Raw genomic sequence first — 24,936 nt, 5'->3', positions numbered from 1 at the left:
CGGCGCGGCTGGTGCGGGCCGGATCGATATCGGCCGGGTCGAACGACGCGAACACCTCGCAGCGCAGGCGCGCGCGGGTAAACAGCACGTTCAGCCGGCGCTCGCCGCCATCGGCATTGACCGGCCCGAAGGACATGCTGGCAAGATGGCCGCCCGCCACGGTGGGGCCGTAGCCGACGCTGACGAGGATCACATCGCGTTCGTCGCCCTGCACGTTCTCGATATTCTTGACGAAGACATCCTCGCTTCTCCCCTCGCGCAGGAACGCGTCGAGAACGGGATCGGCGCGCCGGCTCAGTTCCAGCAGCTCCGTGATCAGGTTGCGCTGGCTCGATGAGAACGTGACGATGCCCAGCGACAGGTCCGGATGCCGGCGCGCGTGCTCGGCCACGCGGGCTACCACGGCATCGCCTTCGATCCGGTTATCGCGCTTGCCGCCCTTGTCGTACACACCGGCCACGCGCGTGAAGCACAGGCCGAACGCCGGATCCTTTTCCAGCGGCGACGGCGGCAGGAACAGCCCGTCGCCGTAAAACTCGGCGTTCGACACGCGGATCAGCGACGGGTCGCGCGAGCGGTAGTGCCACTGCAGCATGCGCCCGGACAGCCCGCGCGCTTCGCACAGGCTCAACACGCTTTCCATCGTGCCCACGCTGGCCGCGGTGCCGAGCAGTTGCGCGCCTTCCTCTTCTTCCGGCGCCTCGTCCTCCGCCTCGTCGGCCGTTTCGTCACTGAGCAGGCGATCGAAGAACGACGACGGCGGAAGCTGCTTCTGGTCGCCCACGACGACGATCTGGCCCGCCCGCGCAATGGCGCCCAGCGCATCCTCGGGCCGCACCTGCGACGCCTCGTCGATGATCAGCAGGTCGAACGCCAATGCGCCCGGCGGTACATACTGCGCCACCGAGATGGGGCTCATCAGCATGACGGGCTTGATGCGCTGCAGGGCCGTGCCGGCGCTGGAGAACAGCTTGCGCAGCGCCATATGGCCGCGCTTCTTGCCGATCTCGCCGCGCACGACCTTCATCTCGCCCATCGCACCCTGCGGCACCTGCGCCAGGTGGCCGGCAACGATGGCGGTGACGTTGTCCTTCAGGTGCTGCCGCTCCAGCGCGACAAAGCGCGCCACCAGCGCATGCCGGTCCTGGCCGCCCACGTCGCGCAGCACGGGCGACGCCTCGCGCGCCGCGTTCCACAGCGTTTCCGCCCGCGCGAAGCGGATTTCGACCATGGCGGCATCGGCCGCCAGCGTCCCGGCGCGCATGCGCCCGGCCACCTCGGTCACGCCCGCGTCGATCAATGCAGCGCATGCCCTCTGCAATGCCACCCAGCCGCCATAGCGGGGCATCGTCAACGCCATCCGGCGCAGCCGGCGTACGATCGCGTCCAGTTCGACGTCCGCCAGATCCAGGCGCAGCGTGGCCTGCGCTTCGTCCAGCGGCGCCATGCCCCGTTCGGCCGTCGCCATCGCGATCAGCAGGGAGTCGATCTGGGCCGAGCGCGCCGCCACGGCCAGCATGGTTTCCGGCGCGAGCCGCAGTGGTGCCGCCAGCGCGGAGATACACCAGTCGGCGACCGGCAGCAGGCGGGCGAAGTCGGTCTGCTCGCCGCGCCACAGGTCGCCGAGCAGCGTCGCACAGAACGCTTCGTCGGCCTGCCACTTTTCGCGGCGCGTGCGCACGTCGATCAATCTATCCACCAGCGCCAGCCGCTCCGGCGCGCGCTTCGGCAGCGCTTCCCGCAACAGGCCGGCCAGCTCGCGCGACGCGCCCCGATACGCGCCGCCCCAGCGGGCGAAGAACGATTCGCTGCCGGCGATCAGCGGCGCGCGCAGGTGCAGCGGCGCGGCAGCGGCAAACGCCGGCTCGATGAACGTGCCGTCGGCCGCGTCGCGTGCGGTGCGCCAGGCGGCGCCCGCCGCCAGCGCCTGGCGCAGCCGGGGCAAGTCGGGGGCCGCCAGCATCCGCGCCGCCGCGGCTTGGCCGTCCTGCGGCAGTCCACGCAGCACCGCCAGCGTGGCGGCCAGCGGCGTGCCCGCGCCTCGCGTCAGCGGCAATGTCACGCCCAGCATCGCCGCTGCCGCGCGCAGTGCCTGCGCCAGCTGCTCCGCCGCCTGCGCCGCCGATTCCAGCAGCGGACCGAGACGCGCCAGGTCCACCGGCTGCAGGTCGAGATTGCCCGTTCCGGCAAACGGGTGCGCGTCGAACGGTCCCTCGGCCGCCAGCAGTTCGCCGAAGCGGGCCACGTCCGCCAGCAACCTGTCCAGCGCCTGCGGCGTCAGGGCTGCAACGGGCCCGCCATCGATGGTCGGTGCCGGCACCCCTTGGCCGATCAGGCGCGCCTGCAGCGCCAGCACGGAAAACGCCGTTTCGCCGCTGTTGCCGATGGGCCGATGCAGTTCGTCGGCAAGCGCGTTCACGTCTGCCAGCGCAGCCGTCAGCGCATCGGGCGCGCCCGGCATGGCAGGCGCTTCGCCCGCCGCGTTGAGGGTGCGGGCCAGTTCGGCCAATACAGCCTTCTTGTTGGCGTTATGGGAATGCAGTTCAAGGCAAACGTCGCGCAGGCCCACCCGCACCAGCCGGTCGTGCACGACCGACAGCGCCGCCATCTTCTCGGCCATGAACAGCACCCGTTTGCCATCCCGGACGGCGGCGGCGATGATGTTCGTGATCGTCTGCGACTTGCCCGTGCCGGGCGGTCCCTGCACGACGAGGTTGCGGCCCTGGCGCGCTTCCTCGATGACGACGGCCTGCGATGCATCGGCATCGACGACGTGGAAGATGCGCGCCGGCGGCAGCACGTCGTCCAGCCGGTCCGCCGGTGCGGCCAGCGGCGGCGTGGGCGCAAAGCCTTCGAACAGCAGGCCGCGCGTCAGCGCGTGGCCGGCAATGGCGCCGTCCGGCCACGCGTCCGGCGCCAGGTCGCGGTACATCAGCAGCTTGGAAAACGAGAAGAAGCCCAGCTGCATGCCGTCGCGGTCCACCTTCCAGCCGCTGCCTGCGGCCACCACCGCTTCCACCTGCGCGAAATAGGCGGCCGGCGTCCAGCCTTCGTCGATCTCCAGCTCGGGCAGCACGATGCCGAAGTCCTCCTTCAGGCGCTGCTGCAGCGGCAGGTTCGTGACGATGTCCTCGTCGCGCAGGCGCAGATCGTATGTGGACGTGCGCGCATTGCGCGCCAGTTCCACCGGCAGCAGCACCAGCGGCGCCTCGCGCACGGGCGCGCCCGGCTTCTGCTCGATCCAGGTCAGGAATCCCAGCGCCAGGTACAGCACGTTGACGCCCGACTCCTCTTCCGCCGTTCTCGCCTCCCGGGCGATTTTGAGCAGGCGCTTCTGCAGCGCATCCGGCCCCAGGCGCGTTTCCAGCCAGCCGTCGCGGAAGCGCTCCGGCTCGAAACCCTCTTCTCCCGCATCGGCCAGGCGCACGGTGTTCGCGGCGTCCTCGGGTTCGTCCGCATCGCTGCCCAGCGGGCGGAAACGCATCGCCTTGCCGCCGGCAAGGAGGGCGTAGGCGTCGTCCGGGCGTTCGTTGACGATGGCGATCACGTTGCCGCGCGTGTTGGCGCGGTTGACGTGCACGAGGCGGTTGCGCGTGCCCGTCTCCACCAGCCGGCGGCGGGTGTCGTCGAACAGGCGCTGCAGGTTCGCAGCCGTATGGGATGCGCCGCCTTCGGTGGGAATTGTCATGTGCTGCCTCTGTCGGATTGCAAGATGAGGCACGCCGCCGCGCCCGTATCCCGGGATTATAGTAAAACCATGTTTCCTGACGAAATCCGGCGCAACCGTCGTCACGCAGGCTGTTGCAGGCGGTCAGCCCGCCTTGCACAACTGGCCGGACCACTTTAGAATGGCCTGACCAATCTAACAGCAAATCACTGCGCACGCCCCTGCGCGACGGAGACAAGGTGAAGAAGACGACACTCATGCTGGCCGCCCTGGCCTGCTGCACGCTGCTGGGCACGGCCCATGCCGAAGGCCCTTTCCGCAATCCCGACAACAAGAACCTGAAGGACGTCTCCGAAGGCACCTATCCCGTGCCGTACAAGATGCCGGTGGCGGCGGAGATCACCGATGCGCTGAACCGCATTCGCGCATACATGGACAAGGCGACGCCGACCCGCGTCGTCAACCGCAAGACCGGCGCGCCGATCACGGACTTCAAGAACCCGATAGCCGAAGCGAAGTTCGAGGACGCCGCGGGCGACTACGGCATCCTGGTCTACGAAATGGGCGTCGTCCATTCCGGCCTGCTGCAGGCCGCCCAGGTCACTGGCGACAGGAGCTTCACCGCGATGACGCAGCGCCACCTGCAGTTCTTCGCCGACAAGCTGCCCTACTTCCGCGCGCAGGAGAACAAGTTCCACCTGCAGCGTGCCAACAGTTTCGCGCGCTTCCTCGATCCGCGCGCGCTGGACGATGCCGGCTCGATGTGCGCGGCGCTGATGCGTGCCCGCGCGGCGAAGGTCGGCCCGGATTTGTCCGGGATGATCGCCACCTGCGGCGACTGGGTCGCCAACAAGCAGTTCCGCCTCCCCGACGGCACGATGGCGCGCAAGCGCCCGCAGGCCGTCTCGCTGTGGGGCGACGATATGTACATGAGCATCCCGGCGCTGGCGGAAATGGGCCGCATGACGGGTGAACGCAAGTACTACGACGATGCAGTCAACAATGTGCTCAATATGAGCAAGTACCTGTTCAACGCCGAACTGGGTATCTACACTCACGGCTGGCATGCCAATGCGCCGGAGTCGCCGCGGTTCTACTGGTCGCGCGCGAACGGCTGGGCGGTGCTGGCGATGAGCGACCTGCTGGACGTGCTGCCGAAGGACCATCCGGGCTACGACAAGGTGCTGAACCAGCTGCGCGCGGCACTGAAGGGGATCGCCGAACGCCAGTCCGGCACGGGCCTGTGGCACCAGATGATCGACCGCAACGACTCGTACCTGGAGACGTCGGCCAGCGCCATGTTCGTCTACACGATCGCCCACGCCATCAACCAGGGGTGGATCAGCCCGACCGCGTACGGTTCCGTCGCGCAGGCGGGATGGGCGGGCCTGTCGACGAAGATCAACGCACAGGGCCAAGTCGAGGGCACGTGCGTCGGCACGACATTGGCGGGCGACCAGGTGTACTACTACCACCGCCCGACCAGCGTGCACGCGCTGCACGGCTACGGTCCGATGCTGCTGGCCGGCGCCGAGATGCTGCGCCTGCTGAAGAACCCGAACGTGAACATCGAATACAAGGTCCGCACGTATCACTACCAGCCGAAAGGCGCGGGCAAGACCGACTACAGCGAACACCATTGAAAGGTACGAGATGACATTGAACCGCTCCTGCGCTGCCGCACTCCTCTCCTCTTTGCTGCTGCCGGCGGCCCACGCGGCCAGCCTGCGCGTGACGCTGTCGAACGAACTGCCGACGGCGCGCGCCTCCGAGACGGTGACGATCCCGTGGTCGGAAGTGAATAAAGCCCTTCCCGGCGCGCTGATCCAGCGCCTGGCCGTCAAGGATGCGAACGGCAAGCCGGTGCCGTACCAGGTCACCAACGTCGCGCCGCTGGCAAAGGATCCGCAGAACGTGGGCGCCGCGTACGGCGAGCTGATTTTCCAGCACAGCTTCAAGGCCGGCGAGAAAAGCGTCACCTACACCGTCGAGACGACGGACAGCGTGACACAGGCCTTCCCCGTGCAGGCGTATGCCCGCTATGTGCAGGAGCGCCTGGACGACTTCGCGTGGGAGAACGACAAGCTGGCGCACCGCACCTACGGCCCCGCGCTGATGGCGCCGGCGCCACCGGGCAGCGGCAAGGAAGTGCTGCAGACCAGCGGCCTGGATCTGTGGTTCAAGCGCGTGCCGTATCCGATCGTCGACCGCTGGTACAACAAGGGCCATGACCACTATCACCACGACGAAGGTGAAGGCATGGACATGTACAACGTGGGCAAGTCGCGCGGCGCCGGCGGCACCGGCATCTGGGATGGCAAGACCCTTTACACAAGCGTTAATTACGCGGGCTGGAAGATCCTGGCGAACGGCCCGGTGCGCACCATCTTCGAACTGCGTTACGACGCATGGGACGCGGCCGGCACGCCCGTCACGGAAGTCAAGCGCTTCACGGTGGACGCGGGCCACTACCTCGACCGGATCGACAGCACGTTCGAGTTCAAGGACAAGGCGTCGCTGACGGTCGCCGTGGGCCTGAACAAGACGCCGAGCGACAAAGGCGAGCAGCCGGACATCGAGGTGTTCCGCGACGCCGCGGACGGCACGCTGCTGCAGTGGATCAAGCAGAAGACCAAGGGCGAATTCGGCACCGCCATCATCCTGCCGGGCGCGACGGAATTCACGCAGGATGCGCTGAACCACCTGGTGCTGGCACCGGTCAAGCCGGGCCAGGCACTGCGCTACTACGCGGGCGGTGCGTGGAACCGCAGCGGCGAAATCACCAGCGCCGCCCAGTGGAAGGCCTACGTGGCCGATGCCGCCAGGCGGGCGCGCAGCCCGATCAAGGTCAGCCTGCAGGCGCAGCCATAAGAACCCGGGACCGACCTGAATTCCGCCAGGTTAAGGAATAACGGCAGCGGGCCGCTGACATAACGCCAACCCACCGGCGGGGAGCCGGGGTCAGACCCAGCGGGCCTGACCCCAGTTCCTGGACTCGGGTCTGAAAATGACGCCTGCGGCTCGCTGGCATTTGCGCTTCCTGCCGGAATCAGGGACATATCCCTGATCTGAAGCAACTCCGTAAACCGGAGCCTGTCACCGTTTTTGAAAACCGGTGACAGGCTCCGGTTTTCACATGCGTGGTGTTGCAACAACACCCATCTCCGGCCTGCCACTCTGCGGCCAGACCACTTAGCAAAATTTCTTGATTGCGGACTGACCAATAATTAAAAATCTGCCATAAAATGCATCAACCGGCCTGACCAGTTCATCCGGTGGTCCGCAGACACAGATTTTGCGAGCAATAAAAATTATTGGAGATACGATGCACCCCACCACTTCCCGCCGTGCGCACAAGCGCCGCAGCGCGCACGCTGCCGCCCAGCTTGCCTTTACCTCCGCCACACTGATTGCCGCCGGCGCAGCGTCGGCACAAACCGCAGCCGCGCCAGCCGACGAGCCGACCAGGGTTGTCGTCACTGGCCTGCGCGCGTCGCTGGAATCGGCGCTGAACAAGAAGCGCGAGGACAACGGCATCGTCGATGTCATCAAGGCCGAGGACATGGGCAAGTTCCCGGACACGAACCTGGCCGAGTCGCTGCAGCGCGTCCCGGGCGTCACCATCAACCGCGACGCCGGCGAAGGCCGCAACATCACCGTGCGCGGCCTGGGCCAGGACTTTACGCGCGTGCGCATCAACGGCATCGAGGGCCTGGCGACAACGGGCGGCACCGACTCCTCCGGCGGCGCCAACCGCTCGCGCGGCTTCGACTTCAACGTGTTCGCCTCCGAACTGTTCAGCTCCCTGACCGTGCGTAAAAGCTCGTCGGCCGACGTCGACGAAGGCTCGCTGGGTGCCACCGTCGATCTGACCACGATGCGCCCGTTCGACCTGAAGGGCTTCAACGCCACCATCACGGCCAAGGGCAAGTACAACGACCTGTCGGAGAAGACCGACCCGCGCGTCGCCTTCCTGCTGTCGAACACCTTCATGGACCGCAAGGTGGGCGTGCTGCTGTCCGGCGCGTACTCCAAACGCCGCGTGCTGGAAGAAGGCTTCTCCACCGTGCGCTGGGATAACGGCCCGTCCGCCGGCGGCTGGTGCGCGCCGATGGGCGTGGCGAACAACCCCGCCAACTCGACCGCCACCACGTGCGGCCCCGCAGCCCAGGGCGTCGCCCGCCTGCCGTTCTCGCAAGGCGCCGTGGACGCCTACAACGCCGCGAGCGCCGCCGGCAACTACACGCCGCGCATTCCGCGTTACGGCCGCCTGACGCACGACCAGGACCGCCTCGGCCTGACGGGCTCCGTCCAGTGGCGCCCGATGCGCGGCTCCCTGCTGACCTTCGACATGCTGTATTCGAAACTGGAAGCGTCGCGCGCGGAAGACTACCTGGAAGCGATCTCGTTCTCGCGCTCGGCCAGCCAGGGCGGCAAGCCGCAGACGAGCGTCGTCGAGGCGCAGTACGCGGCCAACGGCGCGCTGCAGTACGGCGTGTTCAACGGCGTCGACATCCGCGCCGAATCGCGCTACGACGAGCTGACGACAACGTTCACGCAGCCGACGCTGACGTGGGAGCAGGACCTGGCCGAAGGCTGGCGCCTGAATGCGAAGGTGGGCCGCGCCAAGTCGAAGTTCCGCAACCCGGTGCAGACGACAACGACGCTCGACGCGCTCAACGTCAACGGCTACACGATGGACTTCCGCAACAACGACCGGCTGCCGGTGATCGGCTATCCGTTCGATCCGGCGCAGGCGGGCGGGCCGTTGACCATCGTCGGCGTGCCGCAGGTGGCCAGCGGCACGCAGCCGTCGTCCGTGCCGAACACCACGCCAAGCGAGATCCGCATCCGCCCGCAAGGCACGACCAACACGACGGATGTAGCGGACGTCAACGTCGCCTGGGATGCGCTGCCGGACCGCCTCAGCCTGAAGATGGGCGCCAGCGCGAAGAAGTACAAATTCGATTCGTATGAATTCCGCCGCGTGAACCAGGGCGACACCATCTTCGCGCCGCCGGCCGGCACGTCGGTCGCCAGCCTGACGTCCACGTTGACGGGCTTCGGCGGCGGCATGAACCTGCCGGCCGGGACGCCGACCAGCTGGGCGATGCCGAACCTGGCGGCGATCGCGCAGGCGTACGACATCTACTGCAACTGCATCAAGAGCGGCCCCGCCGGCGGGCCGGGCGACTTCACCCTGTCGTCGATCGAGAACCCGAACGCGCGCGGCAACAACCGCTCCGTGACGGAAGAGGACAAGGGCGTCTACCTGATGGGCGACTTCAATACGGAGCTGGGGGGCATCCCGATCCGCGGCAACGTGGGCGTGCGTTACGTGCGCACCGACCTGTCGTCCACGGGCTATGTGGCGGCCAACAACGGCACCGCCGTCACCGTCGACCACCGCTACTCGGACACGCTGCCGGCGTTCAACGTCGCCGCGACGTTGCGGCCGGACTTCGTCGTGCGCTTCGGCGCGGCAAAGGTAATGACGCGCCCGCAGCTGAACGACCTGTCGCCGGGCGGCACAATTGCGACCACCGGCTCGCTGGCCATCACGAGCGGCAATCCGAACCTCAAACCCTTCCGCGCCAAGACGTTCGACTCCAGCTTCGAATGGTACTTCGCCAGGAACGCCTTCCTGGGCCTGGGCCTGTTCCAGAAGAACATCGACACGTATATCCAGAGCCTGCGCACCGACGTGCGCTTCCGCGACACCGGCCTGCCGCAGTCGCTGCTGCCGACGAACTTCACGGGCGACGAGGTGTTCTCGGTGACGGCGCCGGTCAACACGGACGGCGGCAAGCTGCGCGGCTTCGAGATCAACTACCAGCAGCCGTTCACGTTCCTGCCGGGGATCGGCAAGAACTTCGGCACCCTGCTGAACTACACGTACGTGAAGTCGACGATGGAGTACATCATCTCCCCGACCGCCAATACCACGATCACGGACGACCTGCTGAACCTCTCGCCGAAATCCTGGAACGCCACGTTCTACTATGACGACGGTCGCTTCAGCGCGCGCCTGTCGACTTCGCAGCGCGACGCCTACCTGACCCGCGTGCCGGGGCAGAACAACAACGACGTCGAGGGCCGCAACAAGTCGATGAACGTCGACCTGTCGCTGTCGTACAAGGTCAACGACAAGCTGGAGCTGACGCTGGAAGGCGTCAACCTGACGGACGAGGAGAACGACCAGTTCACCAGCCGCCAGCGCAACAGCGTCGTCGTCAACCACGTCACGGGCCGCGAGTTCCTGCTGGGGTTGCGCTACAAGTTCTAAGGGGCCGGGAACTGGCTCCGCGCGCCGCGGGTTTGGGGACAGGCACCGCTCGGGCCGAAGGGCCCGTGCGGTGCCAGTTCCCGACGTATAACCGGCAGCAAGGGCCGCCATCGAGCGGCCTTTTTCAGTTTACAAAATCTCGTCCACCAAAGCCGGCGGCCGGCACAAGCGCACACCCTTTTCCGTCACGACAAATGGCCGGTTGATCAGCGCGGGATGCGCCACCATCGCATCGAGCAGCGCATCGTCGGACAGCGCGGGATCGGCCAGCCCCAGTTCGGCGTACAGGTCGCCCTTGTCGCGCATCGCGCCGCGCACGGTCAGGCCGGCCTGCGCAATCAGTTCCGCCAGCCGCGCCCGCGTGGGCGGCTCCTTCAGGTAGTCGATGACGACAGGCTCGACGCCGGCCTCGCGGATCAGTGCCAGCGCGCCGCGCGAATTGCTGCATGCGTTGTTATGGTAGATGGTAATGGTCATGGATTCGAGGTTGAGCCGCAGGTGGGCGTACACGACGCGCCATTGCAGCAGTTTTCGGTAAGGAAGCCGATCAGGCCGTTCATCGCGGCATAGTTGGCGCTGTAGATGATGGACCGGCCATCGCGCACGGCCGTGACGAGCCGCGCGTGACTGAGTTCTTTCAGGTGGAACGACAACGACGACGGCGCAATATCCAGCGCCTCGGCGATCCGGCTGGCCGCCATGCCATCCGGCCCCGCCTGCACCAGCAGCCGGAATACGGCAAGGCGCGATTCCTGCGCAAGCGCAGCGAGAGAGGTGATGGCGTCGATGGTTTCCATTCTTCGATAATAGTGGAAGCGGCCCTCGCCAGCAACTCGCGCGGCCTTACTGTCCAGATAACCCGACTGGTTGAAAAAGCCAAAAAGTTCTGGTTTAATAATGCCTCTACCCGTCGGGGTGTAGCTTAGCCCGGTAGAGCGCTACGTTCGGGACGTAGAGGCCGGAGGTTCGAATCCTCTCACCCCGACCACGTCTCTCATCAAATCAATCGGTTATGTCAGCGGCGGGCGCGTCCCGGAAGTGCGACATGGCGCAATCATTGAGCTCCTGTTCCCTGGGCAAAACGTATCGGCATGCGCCCGTCCGCACGCATTCGGACGCATCTCGGTATCGACAGCTTAAGGCCAGCCTCAGCTGCCCGGCCGTCTACCCAGCCGCCGCCACCTTCAGCGGTGTCTTCGCCGGCGCCGTGCCGCCCGTCGCCTGGGCATCCGGCTCATCGAACCGATACACGCTCGCATCATGAATCTCCCACGCGCCCTCGCCTCTCAGGTGCAGCACGTGAGTGTGGTGACGCAGCACTGCGGGGCGGTGTGCGATGCTGATCAGTGTCGTGCCGTTCTCGCGCAGACGCGCGTAAAGCGAGGCTTCGTTGCCGCTGTCGAGGGCGCTCGTTGCCTCGTCCAGGATGACGATGGCCGGTTCGTGCACCAGCACGCGGCCGAACGCCAGGCGCTGCTGCTCGCCGACCGACAGCAGCTTTTCCCAGTCCTGCACGGCGTCCAGGCCGCCCACACGCTCGGCCAGGTGCGGCAGGTGCACCTGGTCCAGGATTTCCAGCAGTGCTTCATCGCCCAGGCTCGACTGCGCGCTCGGGTAGATGAGCTGGCTGCGCAGCGTGCCCGACTGCAGATAAGGCTGTTGCGGCAGGAAGAAGAAATCTTCCAGGGGCGGATGATGGATCACGCCGCTGCCCTTGTGCCACAAGCCTGCGATCGCACGCAAGAGCGAGCTCTTGCCGCAGCCGCTGTCGCCGGTGATGAGCAGTGCGTCGCCGGGCTTGACTGTCAGTGTCAGTTCCTTGATGAGCACCCGCTCGGATTGCGGCGGGTGCAAGGTGACAGCTTCCAACGCAAGGTGCTTTCCCGGGCGCTTTTCGATGCGCGGGTGCTTGGCTTCGCTGACGTTCTTCGACGCGGCCTCCGGCAGCATCAGGTTGGCCAACGCCTGCAGGCGGCCGATCCCCGCCACGAAGCGGCTCAGGCTTCGAAATTGTCGACAATGATGCCCACCGCCGTCAGCACGGCGGTAAATGCCCCGGCGGCCTGCACGGCGCGCCCCACTTCCAGCTCGCCCGACAGCACGCCCTCGGCCAGGATGACGAACGGCAGTACCAGGGTGAGCTGGCTGAACGTGCGCTGGAACAAGTTGAGCGAACGCTGCTTCTTGATCAGCCTGGAAAAATTGTGGATCACCTTGTCGAGCTTGGTGTCGATGTGGGCGCGCTCCTGGGCTTCGCCCCGGTAAAACGCAATCGACTCGGCATTTTCGCGCAGCCGCATCAGGCTGAAGCGGAAATCCGCTTCGCGCCGCAGCTGCCAGAAGTTCAGGTGGATCAGCGGCGTGCCAAAGATGTACAGGGCGATGACGGTGCCCAGCAGCGCATACACGGCCAGCACGCCAACCAGCACGTGCGAGATCGACCACAGCACGGCGGAGAACGCCACCAGCTGCATGATCGAGCCCAGGAAAATCAGCAGGAAGTGGATGGACTTGCCGGTGAACGTATTGACGTCTTCACTGATGCGCTGGTCGGGATTGTCGATGTCGGCATCTGCGCCCAGTTCGTAGTATTTCCGCTCTTTCAGATATCCGTCGAGGAAGCGGCCCGTCAGCCATTTGCGCCATTGGTTGGCGAAAAGGTCGCGCATATAGTAATAGAACGCATAGACCGGTACCGCGACAGCCAGGATGAGCAGGCACTGGCGCACCGAGTTCCAGAAGCGGTCGCCGTCCTCGCCCGCCAGGGCGGAGGTCATCTCGCCGGCCTGGTCGTTGAGCATGACGGCCAGCTGGGTCTCGACCAGCATCAGCGCGATCAGCAGCAGCAACAGGAACCAGGCGGTCTTTTTCTGGTCCTCCTGCCAGTAGGGTTTCGCGACATTGACGAACTGCTTCCAGGCGGCGAGGGAGAGGGGCTTGTCCCGGCGTCTTTTCCTGGGCGGCGCAGGGGTATCGTCATGGGCGACGCTGGCGGCGAAGGGAGGAGATTTGCTCATTTTCGGTAATTCCACAGATTTCGCACTCAACGGCCGGATTGGTCGGGCTCTTAGGGGCACAGCAATGGCGACGAGCGCGCAAACCTCAGCCATGGAGTGAGCATACGAGCGGGAATGAAAACGTTCAGTGCGGCAAGAGACACAACTGCTCAGCAGGAGACGTCGCGATCGCACGGGAAGCCCTTGCAATGATGTCCGTGGGAAACGTCAAGTATGATTGAACGGGCGATTCAACCGGCGCTCGTCAACATCCGGCCGGGGAGACCCGACAACCGCTGCCGGGCCCCTGCCCGTGCTCTCGGCAGTCTGCGCGATAATCACGTCGGCTTCTGGCAACGAAACAATCACTGGCGGTACGATATCGCCGGGGATCGTCACATCAAAACATCTGGAGACGGGATGCGACACACGGCAACTGCAAGCGCCGACTGGCTGCGGCGCGCCGAGCCGATCGACGGCATCGAGCGCATCGAAGCGCGGCTTTCCGGCAAAGCCTATGCGATGCACCGCCACGATACCTATGCCATCGGCCGTACGCTGGGCGGCGTACAGAGTTTCAATTACCGGCGCAGCCGGCGCGACAGCCTGCCCGGCACGACGATGGTGCTGCACCCCGACGAGGTGCACGACGGGCAGGCCGGTACCGATGAGGCCTTCCACTACCGGATGATTTACGTGGCGCCGGCGTTGATCCAGGCCGTGCTGGGCGGCCGTGCGCTCCCCTTTATCGAGGGCGGGCTGTCCACCGATCCCCGTCTCGCCGCCGCCGCCGCGGGGCTGTTGCAGCACGTGGACAATCGGCCAGAGCCGCTGCAACAGGGCGACGCGCTGGCCGAACTGGCCCATGCGCTGGCCACTGCGGCTGGCACGCCGGCACGTCCGGCAAAAGGCGACCTGCACGCGGCACGGCGCGCGGCGGACTTCCTGCGTACGCACTACCTGCGCGCCGTCACCTTGGGCGAACTGGAAGCGGCGACCGGGCGGGATCGCTGGAGCCTGTCGCATGACTTCCGCGTCTTCTACGGCACCAGCCCGTACCGCTACCTGACGATGCGGCGCCTGGATACCGTGCGCCGCCTGCTGCTCGCCGGCAGTTCGCTGGCCGCCGCGGCGGCGGCCGTCGGCTTTGCCGACCAGAGCCACATGACGCGCCATTTCCTGAAGGCGTATGGCCAAACGCCGGGCCGCTGGCTGCGCTATGCCAGTGGGGCGAGCGGGCGCTGACGCACCCACGATCGTTCAATACGGCGTTGGCGCACGGGCGTATCGTGGTCGCATGTCCATCAAAAGGAGCAAGCGATGTCCCCATCCACCCACCCGACCCGCGGCCAGGGCCAGTCGATCGACCTGGTCGAAAAAATCGCGCAGATCGACGGCCACTGGCAGCCGCGCGTTGTCGCGGAGATGAACGATTACCAGTTCAAGGTTGTGAAAGTCGAAGGCGAATTCCAGTGGCACCGGCACGCCGATACCGATGAAACCTTCATCGTGCTGGAGGGCGTGCTGCACATCGACGTGCGCGACGCCGATACCATCGTGCTGCACAGCGGCCAGATGGCGGTAGTGCCGAGGAACGTGGAGCATCGGCCGCACGCCACGTCCGAGGTGAAGCTGCTGCTGATCGAGCCGCGCGGCGTGCGCAATACCGGCGACGGTCCGCCGGGGGAGCGCACCGTCGCGAACGACCAGTGGATCTAGTCAGTCGAGCGAGAAAGCGTATTCCACATTGGTCCAGACCGGCTCCGCCTGCCGGTCGTTGCCTGCCACCTTGAACTGGCATTTCGAGAGCGCCTTGCGCGCAGCCTTGTCGAGTTCCGGGTGACCGCTCGATTTCTGTACTTTCGATTCGAGAACCCCGCCATCGCCGCCGACCAGCAGCGCCAGCTGCACGGTGCCGCTTTCACCGTTGCTGTAGGCGCGCGCCGGATAGGACGGAGCACAGGCGCGCGCGTCGGCAATGACCGCCTGGCGCAATGCGGCAGCGGTGCCGGGTGCGTTTGCAACGGGAGGCTGCGGCACGGTTGCCCGGCTCGCTTCGGCGCGCACGGGCTCAGGCGCCGCGGGCCGTTCCACGTCCTCGCGCGACCGCGCTGCTTCAGTCGGCACGGCGGGCGCGGACGCATGTGGGCGCGGTGGCACCCCCGTCCCGTTTGCCTCCAGCACTGCCTTGTCGGGTTCGGCCGGCTGGGCTGGAGGCGGTGGCCGCTTGGCGACGGGCGCCTGCACGGACGCGTCCAGCTTGTGCAGGCCCAGGCCCATGCTTTTCAACAGCGTTGTCAGGCGCTCGAACTCGGACGTCCTGGCAATGGCAACCGGCTCAGCCAGGACGGCGGCAGGTGCCGGCGATTCGGCAGAGTCCCTGTGCGCGCCGGCAGCGGACGGTGTCGTCGTGATGTCCACGTCGGATGCCACCTTTGCGGGCGCGGAACCCGTCGCGCTTGCGGTCGGCATCGCCGCCTGTTCCAAGAGCAGCATCGATTGCTGATCCTTCCAGATCGAGTGCAACACGCCGCCGCCGGCAATGCCTGTCACGCAAAGCACGACGACGGCAATCCGCCCCTTCCGCCCATTCGCATACAGGCTGATCCGACGCAGCAACGTCCTCCCCGAACCCGCCGATGCGGTGCCGTCGTTATCGTCAGCAGGATCCGCGCTGTAGTAGTCGCGGGTGCGCTGCTCGTACGAGAGCTGTGCATCGTACAGTTGCCGCTTCCCCGGATCCGACAACACGCTGTACGCGTAATTCAGGCGCGCCATTACCCGTGCCGCATTGCCGTCGCCAATATTCTTGTCGGGATGGTGTTTTTGCGACAGCGACCGGTACGCCGCCCGAATGACCTCGGCGGGAGCATCGCGGGTGACTTTGAGGCATTCGTAGTGACATTGATATTTTGACATCAGAGAGGATGATCGCTGTTGGTTCGGGCACCGCAAACGGCGTGTTTATTGCTAATCTGATCAGCAAGTCGAAATACTATATGGAATTAATGACACAAAGCATCATTCCGAGATGTCAATATGTAAAAATGGCCCAAAAACAACAAAATCGTTCCCGCCGCGGCGGACCAACGATTCGCGCATGCCCAAGAGAAGCTTCAGCCCCCGCTGGCGTTCTCTAATCGCGCCTTCAAGACCGCCAGATAACGCTCGCTGACGCCCACGACATCGCCGCAGCGCAGCGTCACCGCATGATTGCCGTCGTCGTGGCGGCGCAGTGCCGCGATCTGCGCCGTGCGCACGACTGCCCCACGGTGTACCTGGACGAACTGACTGGGATCGAGGTTCGCAACTACCTGGCGCAGCGGTGCCCGATGCAGCACCTGCCGGCTCGCCAGGTGCAGCTCGACGTAATTGCCTGCCGCCTGCAGCCACAGGACCTCGTCGATGCGGATGCATTCGATGCGGCCGACGGAACGCACCCGCACCTCGCGCCAGTAGGCGTTCGGCGGCTTGCTCCACGCCCGCAACGCTGCCCCATAGGCTGCGCGCTGCCGCTGCTCCAGCATGGCCGCCGCGCGTGCCAGCGTCTGGGCCAGACGCGCGTCATCGAACGGCTTGCACAGGTAGTCCAGCGCATGCACATCGAATGCGTCCACCGCATGGCTGCTGTGCGCCGTGACGAAAACGATCAGCGGCGGCTCGGCTTGGCCGGCCAGCTCGCGTGCCAGTGTCAGTCCGGATTCGTGGGGCATCTGGATATCCAGGAAGACGACGTCGATCGCCCCTCCCGCGAGCGCGGCACGCGCCGCCGCGGCGCCGTCGCATTCGGCCGCGATGTGCCAGCGCGGATGCTCGGCCAGCGCGTAGCGCAGGTTGATCCGGCCCGGTTCCTCGTCGTCGACCACGAGCGCGCGGATGACGCCCCGCGAGATACCGTCCTTCACGACGCCACCTCGTCCGCTTCGGCGTCCAACCTGACTTCGGCCACGAACCGCCCGGCTTCTTCCCACGTGCGCAGGCTGGCGCGCTCGCCATAGGCCAGTTGCAGCCTGGCGCGCGTGCTGCGCAGGCCAAGGCCAAGGCCAGGATTAAACGCGCCGCCCGCATGCAGCGGATTGCACATGCGGATGACGACTTCGGCGGCCTCGCAGCGCAGCGCCAGCCGGACATCGCCGCATCCGCCATGGCAATCCAGATCATGGCGCAACGCGTTCTCGATCAATGGTTGCAGCAGCAGCGGCGGGCAGCAGGCTTCCAGCACCGGTCCGGCGTCGCCTTCGATCCGGATCTGCAGGCGCTCGCCATAGCGCAACCGTTGCAGGCTCAGATAATCGCGCACGAACGCCAGCTCCTCGTCGACCCTTACCCAGTCACGTTCGCTGGCGACCAGCGCATAGCGCAACAGGGCGCTCAGCCGGCTGATCCCCGTCAGCGCGGCGCGCCTGTCGTCGGAACGCACCAGCGCCGTGATGGCGTTGAGCGCGTTGAAGATGAAATGCGGTTCCAGCTGGCCGCGCAGTGCCTGCAGGCGCTGGTATTCGAGGTCCAGCTGCAGGCGCAGGTGGTCAACCTGCAGGTGCTGCCATTGCTGCTCCGTACGGCGCTTCACGCTCCACGTGCAGATCGCCACGACGGCGATGAACGTGAAACTCGTCCACGCGAATTCCATGAACCAGTCGTACCGGTCGATCCTTTGCAACCGCTGCCACAGCCCCGCCACGGAGAGCGGCTCGTGCTTCTGCACCAGCCGGACAAACGCGGAATACAGCATCTCCAGCGGCACGAAGCACGTCACCACCAGCGCATACGCGGCGCCGATACGGCGCACATCGGCCAGCAGCGCCGGACGGCAGCTGAAGACGACATACAGCTGGCACGTGTACAGCATCAGCAGCAGGTGCGTGAAGCACCAGGCCCACAGCGCCTGCCAGTAGGGCCGGTCGCTGCCGTCGCGCTGCCAGTCGGCATAGCTGCTCAGCGCACCCATCGCGCAGATGGTGGTCCAGGCCAGCGCGGATATGGCAAGGACTGTCAAGTAACGCGGAGGATTGGGGGAGGCATCGATCATGGATGGTGAGTATACCGGCCACGTTCTGTCGCAGGCACGGCGCGTCGGCCCGTCCGTCCCGCCGCGGCCCTGTTTCGTCACTCGCCACTGTCCGCCGCCGCAACGCCTTCCTACACTCGCAGCTTCACCCACTCTTCATTCATCATGAAATCTCTGCACTGGCTACTCCACTGGCTACTCCACTGGCTGCTTCTGCTCCTGCCGATACCGGCGTCGGCACAGGACATGCAACGCGTCGCCATTACCGGTCCGGGCGACACGGCGCAACGACAGGGCGACACTGCCGGCACGATCGTCGTCGCCCGCGACGAGCTGCTGCAGTTTGGCGACGGCACGCTGTCCGGTGTCCTGGGACGGCTGCCCGGACTGTCGGTTGCCGACGGCGAGATCCGCATGCGCGGCCTTGGCGCCGGCTACACGCAGGTACGCGTCAACGGCGACCCTGCACCGCCCGGCTTCTCCCTCGATACGCTGGCGCCCGAACTGGTCGAACGCATCGAGATCATGCGCACGACATCCGCCGAGTACAGCGCGCAGGCGATGGCCGGCAGCATCAATATCGTGCTGCGCAAGGCGGTGCGCGGCACCCGGCGCGACGTCAAGCTGGGCGTCGCCCGCGAACGAAACCGGTGGAGCCCCACGGCCACGCTGCAACTGGCGGACAAGCACGGCGACATGGCCTACGTGCTCGCGGCCACGCTGGCGCGCACGTTTTACGACAGCCTGCCGCGGGTCGCCACCGATGCGACAGCGCCGAATGGCACCCTGCTGTCGCGGCGCCGCTTCGACGAGGATTATCACGGCCGCGTCGACAAGGCCAGCCTGGCGCCGCGCGTGACGTGGACGATGGCGAACGGCGACACGCTGGCCTGGCAAAGCCTGATCGACATCGGCCGCACTGCCACCGACGGCACGTCCGTCGAGACGACGCTGGCTGGCACGCCCACGCGCTCCCCGCTGTCGCGCTTTACGGCCAGCGCCGAAGACGACATCCTGCGCAGTGACGTCAACTGGAGCCACCGTCTCGGCGCGGCGCGGTTGACGGCAAAGGCGGGCATCAACAGCAGCCGTCGGCGCGGCGACTATCGATTCACCGGCAGCGACCTGGCGGGCACACCCACGATGACACGCAACGTCGTCTCCAGTGCCCGCGACGACAGCGCAGGCAGCAACGGCAAGCTGCTGATGCCGCTGCTGCCGGGCCACGGGGTGGCGCTGGGATGGGACGCCACGTACTCGCGCCGCCGGGAGACACGCGTGCAGCACGACACTGCGCCGGCCGATACGGTGCTCGATCAGGACTACACGGCCGGCGTCACGCGCCTGGCCCTGTTCGCCCAGGACGAGTGGGACATCGGCGAGCACCTGCAGGCCTATCTCGGGCTGCGCTGGGAAGGCCTCGACAGCACCACGCGTGGCAGCACGCTGGCGGGAGTCGGCACGCGCGCCAGCGTCTGGAGTCCCGTGCTGCAGGCACTGTGGAAGGTGCCGGACCGGGGCCAATGGCGCCTGGCCGTGGCGCGTACCTACAAGGCGCCGCTGACGCGCAACCTCGTGCCGCGCCGCTATACCGTCAACAACGACAACAGTCCCGGCACGCCGGACATCGAGGGCAACCCCGCCTTGCGCCCGGAACTGGCGTGGGGGGTCGATGGCGGCTGGGAAGCCTACTTCGGCGGCCAGGGTGTCGTCGGCGTCACCGGCTATGCGCGGCGCATCAGCGACGTGACGGTGCAGCGGCTGTTCCGCGACAGGGATACGTGGGTCTCGACGCTGACAAATGGCGGCGGCGCGACGGCACACGGCATCGAATTCGACGCGAAGGTGCCTCTGCGATCCCTGCTGGCGGCTGGCCCGGACCTGGACCTGCGCGTCAACGCGAGCCGCAACTGGTCGCGCGTGGACGCAGTGCCCGGGCCCGGTAACCGCCTGGCCGACCAGACACCGCTGACGGCGAATCTGGGCGCGGATTACCGCATCGGCGCGGCCTGGAGCGCCGGCATCAACTACAGTTACCAGGGCAGCAGCCTGTCGCGCCGCACCCCGCTGCTGCAAGCGGCGACTGGACCGGTCCGGACGCTCGACACGTACATGGCCTGGAACGGCGGGCAGCACGGCAAGCTGCGCATCGGTCTCGTCAACCTGCTGCGCGATGCTCGCACGGATGGGCAGTTGTATTCCGGGGAAGATGGGGCGACCGATCGCCGCACTGTCACGCCGACGGCGGCCACGCTGCGGGTGCAGTTCGACCTGCCGCTGGGTGGCCCGAAGCGTTAGCACTGGCGCACAACCCTGCATTCCCCGCACCGGAACGCTGATGGAAGCTTGCGAAATGGCTGTGCACTATAATCTTCGCTGACCAATTCAAAGGAAAACAAATGTCACGTCGTGCCAAGTCGCTGCCATTGGCTGCCCTGTCTTATTGCCTGTTATCCAGTACGTTTGCAGCGCCCGTCAAGCCGCCAAAGGTGCCGCAAATGAGCAAGCAGTACATCGAGGAATCGAAGCTGGTGGCACTGAAGCAGCCTGCCCCTGTGGCGGCGGAACTCGATGCTCTCGGCAAGGGAACGACGGCGGAACGCGTCGCTCTGCTCAGGAAGAAAATACTGGCCGACCTGATTTTCGTGAAAGGCGGCACGTTCATGATGGGGGACTTCGGGCCGCTCTGGTCCCCGGAGAAACTTCCCTATAGCGATGACCCGACGAACAAGGCCGTGCACGAGGTCACGCTGTCCAGCTTTTCAATAGCGAAGTACAAGACAACGTATGCGGAATTCGATGTGTATTCCGACGCCACAAAAACGGACCGTGCGGCAAACGGGCCGCTGGATAAAATATACCGCCACCCGACCGTTCCGGCAGGTGTTCCCTGGCAGCGCGCGAAGGATTATTGCCAATGGTTGGGCAAGGTGACACAGCTCCCGATCGATCTGCCGACCGAGGCGCAATGGGAATATGCGGCCCGCAGCCGTGGCCAATTCTTCGTGTGGGCTACCGACAACGGCAACATCGATTACGGCCGAAATATCCCGGCGGCCGGCCAGATGGAATTGTTGACCCCGTCGGGCGAAATCGACCCTTACCCGGTTGGCCTATTCCCGCCGAACCCACTGGGGCTGTACGACGCGTCCCATGACGGAGAAGAGTGGACCAACGACTGGTTTGATGAAAATTACTACAAGGTCTCGCCAAAGCGGGACCCTCAGGGCCCGGCCGCCGGAACAAAGAAGGTTGCCAGGGGATGGCCGATCGGCGATTCCATCGTGCCAAATACGATGTACCGAAGGGCCCGCCTGTTGCACGAGTCTGCGGCGGCCACGACGGCCGACTCAACGAAAGCGGAGGTGACGAGCTACCGGTCCAGCGGGTTCCGCTGCGCAGTTCAACAACCCGCCCCCGTGCGCTGAACTCGCCTCTGCTCAACCATCATGCGGCAAACGCCAGCTCGTCACACAGGTCGCCTGGAGTGCGTCCCTGATTCCTGCGTGCTGGCCCGCCGGACTCACATCATGAATTCGGGCGAAATTGAAAGTTTGTTTATGTCACTTCATCGTAAGGTGCTGCCGCTCCCAGCCGTCTTCTGCTGCCTGATCGCATCGGCACACGCGTCATCAGTCAAGCCACCCAAAATCCCGGCAATAAGCAAGCAGTACGTGGATGAGGAGAAGCTGGTGGCGCTGAAACAGCCCGCTGCCCTGGCTGCGGAACTCGAAGCACTTGGCAAAGGAACTATCGACGAACGCGTGGCCAGACTCAAAAAGAAAATTTTGACAGACCTGATCTTCGTCGAGGGCGGAACCTTTCAGATGGGAGATTTCGGTCCCATTTGGTCACCTGACAAGCTCCCATACAGCGATGACCCGACAAACAAACCGGTGCACGAAGTCACGCTGTCGAGCTTTTCGATAGCAAAGTACAAGACGACGTTTGCCGAATTTGATGTCTATACCGAAGCTAGCGGCACAGAACGTGCTGCGAGCGACAAGGCAGCGGCAAAGCAGCGTTATCCTGCTGCGCCTGCAGGCGTCTCATGGCAGCGCGCCAAGGATTATTGCCAATGGCTGGGAAACATCACGGGACAGCCGTTTGATTTGCCCACGGAAGCACAATGGGAGTACGCCGCCCGCAGCCGCGGGCAGTTCTTCGTCTGGGCGACCGACAACGGCAATGTCGACTTCGGCCGCAACATCCCGGCGGCAGGCCAGGTGAAACTACTTACGCCCTCGGGTAGTCAGCGCCGCTATCCCGTCGGCCTGTTCCCGCCCAATCCGCTGGGACTGTATGACGTATCGCACGACAATGAGGAGTGGGTGAACGACTGGTTCGATAAGGATTACTACCAGCGTTCTCCGAAGCATGATCCGAAAGGCCCAGCGGGCGGGACCATGAAAGTCGCACGGGGCTGGCCCGTGAGCGATTCCATTGTCCCGAACACCATGCACAGAAGGGCCAGGCCGATGGAGTTGCCAGCAGAGGAAACCGAAGACCTCGGCACTATATCGCCCAATTATCTGTCTCAGGGATTGCGTTGCGCAGTGCAGAAATCAGAAAAAATCCACTAGGCGCGATCCGTCGGATCACGCATAGAATGCTCGATCACCAGTCGATGCAAAGAGTGGGTGATCCATCCCCGCGTCGCGCTGCATTGCATACTGGATGGAATCGCTTGGCATGATCGGAAAGCCGCGGGTTGGTTCGTCCATGAGCATGGCGGTAAGTTGGTTGTACCACGCGTCGAAATCCTCACCATGTCGGCTGTCGACTCCAGGCAAGTCGCGGTTGAACGGCGCTTCTTCGCGGAAGAACCTCTGCAAGCGCGCCATGTTTTCCTCGTAATTGCCTTTGCGTCCATTCGCAGTCATATGCTGTATCACGTTCCTGCAGTCGGTACGGGTGTGCGACCAACGCCGCAATATGTATTGAATGGCGAGTTTCTGGTCTCGCAGGAAATTATCACCGAGGCCAAAACCGCTTTTTGCCCAGTCGATATTGCCGTCGTTGCAGAGCTGGTGAATCAACATCCCTTTCGTTTCGGGCGGTGCGTAGCGCAACGCTTCCGGGTCCGAAAGAATCCGTTGCGCCAGACGTTGACGTTCCTCGGCTTCATCGAACATGGCGTTGACTTCACGAACTTTCACCGTCAGTTTATCGGCGGCCATCCCGAACCGCTTTTCAACAGACTCTCCCAGGCTGATCGCGAGGTACGCCAGATCGCGCGCCGCGTTGAACGCCGACTCCTGAATGTAATCCAGCCGTTTGAAGTTCGCATGATAGAGCTGGTAGAACAGCCATTTGATGAACTTGAGCAGCAGCTTGACGTTCACCTCGAACGAGAGCTTTCCTTCCGCGCCGAGGCCGACGCACAGGCCGGCGTCGGCGTGCACCTTGAATACGCCATCGACGTATTGCACCGTCAGCTTGGCATTGCCGCCGATACCGGCGAGCCCGGCGACGGCAGGGGCGACGTTGGCGAATGCTTCGAAAGCCTTTTTCTTGTCTTCAGGGTTACGCCACTCGATGGCTCCCTTGATCTCCGCATCCGCCTTCAGGCCGGCAAAAGCGTTCAGACCGGCATCGACGCCGGCCACGCGCATTTGCTTCTCGTCGCCCAGCTCGTGGACGATGACGGTACGGGCGCGCCGCTTGCCCCTCTTCTTCGTTCTTCTGCCGACCGCGCGGGCATTTGCCCGGTCTTCGTTTCGATACCGAGGCTGACTTCGGCGGCAATGCTGGCGCCGACCGAACCCTTCAGGTCGATCTGTACCATGAAGCGCACCGCCCCCAGGTCGATATCCTTGGCGGCAGCGTTTTCATCAGCCAGCGCGGCCGGCAACGTCCACATCCAGCCTTCCTTGCGCGGGAAATAGATCGCGGCAGTTGCCTTCGCTTCGGCGAAAGCCACTTCCGCATGACCTTCCGCGCGGAAGGAGACGTTCCCTTTGAACGGTTCGAACGTGCCGTTCAGGCTGGCGCCATAGAGGTAACGCATGAACTGCGCGCCCGCGTCGAGCTCGATGTCGCCCGTCACGGGGCCTGCGGTCAGCTTGCCTTCCTTGTGGAATTTGTTAGCCGTATCCGAGTTCCACATGGTGGCCCAGCTGCCGATCGAGCCCTCGATATCGACTTCCAGCTTGACGAGGTCCTTCAGTTGGAACTTGGCGGCTTCCTTGCCATACGCGACTGCCTTCTCCTTGTTGATTGTCCGTTTGCCGCTCGCATCCCGCGCGATAACGTCGCTCCACTTCGTCTTGGTGGCGTCCTTGAATGTGGGCCAATGGCGTTTCAGCTTGTCCGACGGAACATAGACCAGACTGCCGCGCGGCGGGCGGATCCAGTCGCGGGACGGTGTGCGTTTCTTCCCCGTTGCCCATGAGCCTTTCATTACCTTCGAATATTTGCCGTCCTTGTATTCGGCAGGCTTGTTCGAGGTCTGGGTGGACGGAGCCGTCGGCAGCGGAATGAGTTCCACGAGCTGTTTTCCGGCGGTGCCGATTTTGGCGAGCGACTTGATTTTCGCTTGACACGTGTCGACCACCTCTTCCTGCCAGTCGAGGGCGAATTCCCAGTTTTTCTCGGCCTCTTCCAATGCGCCCGGCGTCATCCGGTCAGGCTCGAGCGTCAGCTTGATGTATTGCTCCTCGAAGTACTGGACTTGCGCATTGGCGTCCTGCAGCGTAGCCACCAGCGAGTTCCATTCGCCGATTTCCTTGTTGAGTTCGTTCACCTCTGGCACCGGCACGGCGATGATTTCGCCCGTCTCCGGACGCAGGAACAGCATCGGCGCGTGTTCCGCCTGGGCTTCGACCTTGCTGCCACGGGCGGGGTTCGTGGCGCCTTCCTGGATGGGTTGCGGTGTGGTGGTATCGTTCGGCATCTGAATATTTCTTCCTGCTTGTTATCGCACTACTGGCCGACGCGACGGCACCGCCGGCCGCGTCGTCTGCGGACTCACTTTGAA

17 protein-coding genes, 1 tRNA gene and 1 pseudogene are annotated in these 24,936 nt (G+C 65.0%); 9 read left to right on the top strand and 10 right to left on the bottom strand.

Going from position 1 to position 24,936, the window contains the following annotated elements; all coding sequences use genetic code 11:
• Positions 1-64: 64 nt before the first annotated feature.
• A pseudogene (locus E1742_RS26930) lies at positions 65-3,688 on the bottom strand (DUF4011 domain-containing protein); the annotation flags it as partial.
• 218 nt (positions 3,689-3,906) lie between these two features.
• On the opposite strand from E1742_RS26930, the gene E1742_RS21715 reads away from it, so the two are divergent.
• The 3 genes from E1742_RS21715 (at position 3,907) to E1742_RS21705 (ending at position 9,953) form a co-directional block, all read left to right on the top strand.
• Positions 3,907-5,310: a glycoside hydrolase family 88/105 protein gene (locus tag E1742_RS21715; protein WP_134387205.1), complete on the top strand. Its 1,404-nt coding sequence runs from the start codon at positions 3,907-3,909 to the stop codon at positions 5,308-5,310.
• A gap of 10 nt (positions 5,311-5,320) precedes the next feature.
• Entirely contained in the window at positions 5,321-6,538 is a 1,218-nt protein-coding gene (locus tag E1742_RS21710) for a BT3233 family polysaccharide utilization protein (protein WP_134387204.1), read from the top strand.
• Between the two features lie 454 nt (positions 6,539-6,992).
• Positions 6,993-9,953 carry a TonB-dependent receptor gene (locus tag E1742_RS21705; protein WP_134387203.1) on the top strand — a complete coding sequence of 987 codons (2,961 nt, stop codon included), beginning with the start codon at positions 6,993-6,995 and terminating at the stop codon, positions 9,951-9,953.
• A 129-nt stretch (positions 9,954-10,082) separates the two neighbouring features.
• Here E1742_RS21705 and arsC read toward each other — a convergent pair whose 3' ends face one another.
• Both arsC and E1742_RS21695 read right to left on the bottom strand, forming a co-directional pair.
• Positions 10,083-10,430, bottom strand: coding sequence for an arsenate reductase (glutaredoxin) (gene arsC / locus E1742_RS21700; RefSeq protein ID WP_134387202.1), 348 nt, complete (start codon positions 10,428-10,430; stop codon positions 10,083-10,085).
• Positions 10,427-10,750: an ArsR/SmtB family transcription factor gene (locus tag E1742_RS21695; RefSeq protein WP_134387201.1), complete on the bottom strand. Its 324-nt coding sequence runs from the start codon at positions 10,748-10,750 to the stop codon at positions 10,427-10,429. Before E1742_RS21695 ends, arsC begins: the two co-directional genes overlap by 4 nt.
• Positions 10,751-10,864: 114 nt before the next feature.
• Here E1742_RS21695 and E1742_RS21690 point away from each other — a divergent pair.
• Positions 10,865-10,941: transfer RNA gene (locus tag E1742_RS21690), tRNA-Pro, on the top strand.
• A 176-nt stretch (positions 10,942-11,117) separates the two neighbouring features.
• Here the strand turns inward: E1742_RS21690 and E1742_RS27490 are convergent.
• Together E1742_RS27490 and E1742_RS27485 are read right to left on the bottom strand one after the other, a co-directional pair.
• Positions 11,118-11,942: an ATP-binding cassette domain-containing protein gene (locus E1742_RS27490; protein ID WP_307721891.1), complete on the bottom strand. Its 825-nt coding sequence runs from the start codon at positions 11,940-11,942 to the stop codon at positions 11,118-11,120.
• An 8-nt stretch (positions 11,943-11,950) separates the two neighbouring features.
• Positions 11,951-12,970 carry an ABC transporter ATP-binding protein/permease gene (locus E1742_RS27485; protein WP_307721890.1) on the bottom strand — a complete coding sequence of 340 codons (1,020 nt, stop codon included), beginning with the start codon at positions 12,968-12,970 and terminating at the stop codon, positions 11,951-11,953.
• Positions 12,971-13,369: 399 nt separating this feature from the next.
• On the opposite strand from E1742_RS27485, the gene E1742_RS21680 reads away from it, so the two are divergent.
• Both E1742_RS21680 and E1742_RS21675 read left to right on the top strand, forming a co-directional pair.
• The gene (locus E1742_RS21680; protein ID WP_134387200.1) at positions 13,370-14,194 is read left to right on the top strand and encodes an AraC family transcriptional regulator; all 825 of its coding nucleotides are present in this window, start codon (positions 13,370-13,372) and stop codon (positions 14,192-14,194) included.
• A 75-nt stretch (positions 14,195-14,269) separates the two neighbouring features.
• A complete protein-coding gene (locus tag E1742_RS21675) occupies positions 14,270-14,668 on the top strand; it encodes a cupin domain-containing protein (protein WP_134387199.1) in 399 nt (132 codons plus the stop codon).
• On the opposite strand, the gene E1742_RS21670 is transcribed toward E1742_RS21675, so the two are convergent.
• The 3 genes from E1742_RS21670 to E1742_RS21660 all read right to left on the bottom strand — a co-directional run bounded on the left by E1742_RS21670 (position 14,669) and on the right by E1742_RS21660 (position 17,945).
• Positions 14,669-15,868, bottom strand: a complete 1,200-nt coding sequence (locus E1742_RS21670; RefSeq protein ID WP_134387198.1) for a TonB family protein — start codon at positions 15,866-15,868, stop codon at positions 14,669-14,671. It lies immediately after the preceding gene.
• Between the two features lie 197 nt (positions 15,869-16,065).
• A complete protein-coding gene (locus tag E1742_RS21665) occupies positions 16,066-16,854 on the bottom strand; it encodes a LytR/AlgR family response regulator transcription factor (RefSeq protein ID WP_229466200.1) in 789 nt (262 codons plus the stop codon).
• Entirely contained in the window at positions 16,851-17,945 is a 1,095-nt protein-coding gene (locus E1742_RS21660; RefSeq protein ID WP_229466192.1) for a sensor histidine kinase, read from the bottom strand. Before E1742_RS21660 ends, E1742_RS21665 begins: the two co-directional genes overlap by 4 nt.
• Before the next feature lie 258 nt (positions 17,946-18,203).
• Here E1742_RS21660 and E1742_RS21655 point away from each other — a divergent pair, with 258 nt between their 5' ends.
• The 3 genes from E1742_RS21655 (at position 18,204) to E1742_RS21645 (ending at position 22,540) form a co-directional block, all read left to right on the top strand.
• Complete coding sequence (locus E1742_RS21655) at positions 18,204-20,255, top strand: TonB-dependent receptor plug domain-containing protein (protein ID WP_134387196.1); 2,052 nt, start codon at positions 18,204-18,206, stop codon at positions 20,253-20,255.
• A gap of 101 nt (positions 20,256-20,356) precedes the next feature.
• Positions 20,357-21,385, top strand: a complete 1,029-nt coding sequence (locus E1742_RS21650) for a formylglycine-generating enzyme family protein (protein ID WP_134387195.1) — start codon at positions 20,357-20,359, stop codon at positions 21,383-21,385.
• 102 nt (positions 21,386-21,487) lie between these two features.
• Positions 21,488-22,540 (top strand): formylglycine-generating enzyme family protein, encoded by a 1,053-nt coding sequence (locus tag E1742_RS21645; protein WP_166793533.1) that lies wholly within the window; start codon positions 21,488-21,490, stop codon positions 22,538-22,540.
• 15 nt (positions 22,541-22,555) lie between these two features.
• On the opposite strand, the gene E1742_RS21640 is transcribed toward E1742_RS21645, so the two are convergent.
• Complete coding sequence (locus E1742_RS21640; RefSeq protein WP_134387193.1) at positions 22,556-23,572, bottom strand: hypothetical protein; 1,017 nt, start codon at positions 23,570-23,572, stop codon at positions 22,556-22,558.
• Complete coding sequence (locus E1742_RS21635) at positions 23,542-24,852, bottom strand: hypothetical protein (RefSeq protein WP_134387192.1); 1,311 nt, start codon at positions 24,850-24,852, stop codon at positions 23,542-23,544. The genes E1742_RS21640 and E1742_RS21635 overlap by 31 nt, the downstream gene beginning before the upstream one ends.
• Positions 24,853-24,936 lie beyond the last annotated feature (84 nt).

The organism is Pseudoduganella plicata (assembly GCF_004421005.1).
GTDB classification, from domain to species: Bacteria; Pseudomonadota; Gammaproteobacteria; order Burkholderiales; family Burkholderiaceae_D; genus Rugamonas; species Rugamonas plicata.
The sequence above is the reverse complement of the archived record's forward strand: the minus strand, read 5'-3'. Positions and strand labels throughout refer to the sequence as shown.

Bases quoted from the DNA above. Each gene is read 5' to 3' on its own strand.
- E1742_RS21640 (WP_134387193.1), bottom strand. From the start codon at position 23,572: ATGCGCGTGGCCGGCGTCGATGCCGGTCTGAACGCTTTTGCCGGCCTG.
- E1742_RS21710 (WP_134387204.1), top strand. From the start codon at position 5,321: ATGACATTGAACCGCTCCTGCGCTGCCGCACTCCTCTCCTCTTTGCTG.
- E1742_RS21680 (WP_134387200.1), top strand. From the start codon at position 13,370: ATGCGACACACGGCAACTGCAAGCGCCGACTGGCTGCGGCGCGCCGAG.
- E1742_RS21705 (WP_134387203.1), top strand. From the start codon at position 6,993: ATGCACCCCACCACTTCCCGCCGTGCGCACAAGCGCCGCAGCGCGCAC.
- E1742_RS21650 (WP_134387195.1), top strand. From the start codon at position 20,357: ATGTCACGTCGTGCCAAGTCGCTGCCATTGGCTGCCCTGTCTTATTGC.
- E1742_RS21645 (WP_166793533.1), top strand. From the start codon at position 21,488: ATGAATTCGGGCGAAATTGAAAGTTTGTTTATGTCACTTCATCGTAAG.
- arsC (WP_134387202.1), bottom strand. From the start codon at position 10,430: ATGACCATTACCATCTACCATAACAACGCATGCAGCAATTCGCGCGGC.
- E1742_RS21670 (WP_134387198.1), bottom strand. From the start codon at position 15,868: ATGTCAAAATATCAATGTCACTACGAATGCCTCAAAGTCACCCGCGAT.
- E1742_RS21695 (WP_134387201.1), bottom strand. From the start codon at position 10,750: ATGGAAACCATCGACGCCATCACCTCTCTCGCTGCGCTTGCGCAGGAA.
- E1742_RS21635 (WP_134387192.1), bottom strand. From the start codon at position 24,852: ATGCCGAACGATACCACCACACCGCAACCCATCCAGGAAGGCGCCACG.
- E1742_RS21655 (WP_134387196.1), top strand. From the start codon at position 18,204: ATGCAACGCGTCGCCATTACCGGTCCGGGCGACACGGCGCAACGACAG.
- E1742_RS21675 (WP_134387199.1), top strand. From the start codon at position 14,270: ATGTCCCCATCCACCCACCCGACCCGCGGCCAGGGCCAGTCGATCGAC.
- E1742_RS27485 (WP_307721890.1), bottom strand. From the start codon at position 12,970: ATGAGCAAATCTCCTCCCTTCGCCGCCAGCGTCGCCCATGACGATACC.